2 protein-coding genes are annotated in these 2,363 nt (G+C 68.6%); one reads left to right on the forward strand and one right to left on the reverse strand.

The annotated features are described in order from the left end of the window. A partial coding sequence (gene mutY / locus ACIPIA_RS14450) for an A/G-specific adenine glycosylase (RefSeq protein WP_400510551.1) occupies positions 1 to 1,024 on the forward strand: 1,024 nt, incomplete at its 5' end. Here mutY and ACIPIA_RS14455 read toward each other — a convergent pair. Beyond that, positions 999 to 2,201 (reverse strand): site-specific DNA-methyltransferase, encoded by a 1,203-nt coding sequence (locus ACIPIA_RS14455; RefSeq protein ID WP_400510553.1) that lies wholly within the window; start codon positions 2,199 to 2,201, stop codon positions 999 to 1,001. The genes mutY and ACIPIA_RS14455 overlap by 26 nt on opposite strands. Between the last annotated feature and the right edge of the window lie 162 nt (positions 2,202 to 2,363).

The following is a 2,363-nucleotide window of genomic DNA, read 5'->3' on the forward strand; positions in this document are numbered from 1 at the left end:
CCGCCGCGCACTGCCCTGGCGCTCCGTCGCCGGCGAGCGGCCCGACCCCTATCGGGTCTGGGCCTCCGAGATCATGCTGCAACAGACCACGGTCACCGCCGTGAAGCCCTATTACGAGCGCTTCATGGCGCGCTTTCCGACGGTGAAGGCCCTCGCCGAGGCTCAATCCGAGGAGGTCATGCAGGCCTGGGCCGGGCTCGGCTACTATTCCCGCGCCCGCAATCTCCACGCCTGCGCCAAGGCCGTGATGGAGGGCCATCGCGGCCGCTTCCCGGACACGGAGGAGGGGCTGCGCGCCCTGCCGGGCATCGGCGCCTATACCGCAGGCGCGGTGGCGGCGATCGCCTTCGACCGGCCGGCAGCCGCGGTTGACGGCAATGTCGAGCGCGTCATGAGCCGGCTCTTCGCGATCGAGCAGGTGTTGCCGGGCGCCCGGCCGCTGATTCGCGAGAAGGTGCTGGCGTTGCTGCCGCGTGCCCGCCCGGGCGACTTCGCCCAGGCCCTGATGGATCTCGGCGCCACGATCTGCACGCCGCGCAATCCGGCCTGCGGGCTCTGCCCCTGGCGCGAGCCGTGCCGGGCGCGGGCGGAGGGCACTCAGGAGACCTTTCCACGCAAGGCGCCGAAGAAGGCCGGCGCGACCCGCTATGGCGCAGCCTTCGTGCTGGTTCGAGCGGATGGCGCGGTTCTGCTGCGTACGCGCCCGGCCAAGGGCCTGCTCGGCGGCATGGCCGAGGTGCCGACCAGCGACTGGCGCGCCGATTACGAGCTGGACGGCGCTGCACAGGACGCGCCGCTGCCGCTGCGCTGGCAGAGGCTGCCGATGCCGGTCCGCCACGTCTTCACGCATTTTCCGCTTGAGCTGACGGTGCTTGTCGGCCATGCGCCAGCCGCGGCCGAGCCGCCCTGGGGGATGCGCTTCACGGCCAAGGCGCGGCTCACCGAGGAACCGCTGCCGAGCCTGATGCAGAAGGTGCTCGAAGCTGGGCTGGCGGCGCTCAGGCGGCCGCCATCTGCGCCCTGATTTCGCCGCGCAGCGCGTCGAGGATCGTGAGGCCGCCCTCGCGTTCGACATGCCAGAAGGTCCAGCCATTGCAGGCCGGCAGGCCCTGCGCCAGCGCGCCGACCTTGTGGATCGAGCCGACCGCCGGGCCGAGCAGGAGCGTTCCGTCGGCGCGAACAACCGCCTTGTAGCGGCGCTTCTCGTCATGGACGGTCTCTCCGGCCTTCACCAGCCCGGCTTCGATCAGGCTGAGGAAGGGGACGCGCGGTTCGCTGCGCTTCGACGGCGCGGCCGAGAAGGCCTCCGGTGCCAGCGGAGTCACCGCGGCGATGCGCTCTCGCGCCGCCTTGGCATAGACCGGGTCGCGCTCGAGGCCGATGAAGCGGCGGCCGAGCGCCTTGGCGACCGCACCCGTCGTGCCCGTGCCGAAGAAAGGGTCGAGGATAACGTCGCCGGGGTTGGAGGCCGAAAGCAGCACGCGGGCGAGCAGGGCTTCCGGCTTCTGCGTCGGATGCACCTTGGCGCCGTTGTCGTCCTTCAGGCGCTCGTCGCCCGTGCAGAGCGGCAGGTACCAATCCGAGCGCATCTGCAGGTCGTCATTGCCGCCCTTCAGCGCTTCGTAATGGAACGTGTACTTCGAATGCTCGCCACGCGCCGCCCAGATCAGCGTCTCATGCGCGTTGGTGAAGCGCCGGCCGCGGAAGTTCGGCATCGGGTTGGCCTTGCGCCAGACGATGTCGTTCAGCATCCAGAATCCGAGATCCTGCAGCGTCGCGCCGACGCGGAAGATGTTGTGGTAGCTGCCGATGACCCACAGCGCTCCGTCCGGCTTCAGCACGCGCCGCGCGGCCGCTAGCCAGGCGCGGGTGAACGCATCGTAGTCGGAGAAGGAGGCGAACTTGTCCCAATCGTCGTCGACGGCATCGACGAGGCTGTCGTCGGGCCGGCGCAGATCGCCACCAAGCTGGAGATTGTAGGGCGGGTCGGCGAAGATGAGATCGACGCTCGCCGGAGGCAGGGCCTCCATCGCCGCGACGCAGTCCCCGACGAGGACCTGATCGAGCGGCAGCTCCTGCGGAGTGCCGATATGTTCGGGAAGGCTCCTGGCCTTCATCCGGGCCCCCAGCGCTGGCCGTCCGGTACGCGAAACCTGAATCCGGACGGGAGCGCTGGCGGTCCCGGTACGCGAGATACCCATGACGCCAAGACCGTTACGCAACTTCAACGAGCCCGATATTGGCCAGACAGGGTAAAGGCCGGGTTTCCGCTTTGAAAAAAATGCGTCCCATTCTGGGGCTGCAGATTTTGCCTAGGTCATTGGCAAAGAAGAGAAATTCCTAACAGGAATTAACGCTTGGGC

The organism is Allobosea sp. CER48, from assembly GCF_044752385.1.
In the GTDB taxonomy this organism is placed as follows: Bacteria; Pseudomonadota; Alphaproteobacteria; order Rhizobiales; family Beijerinckiaceae; genus Allobosea.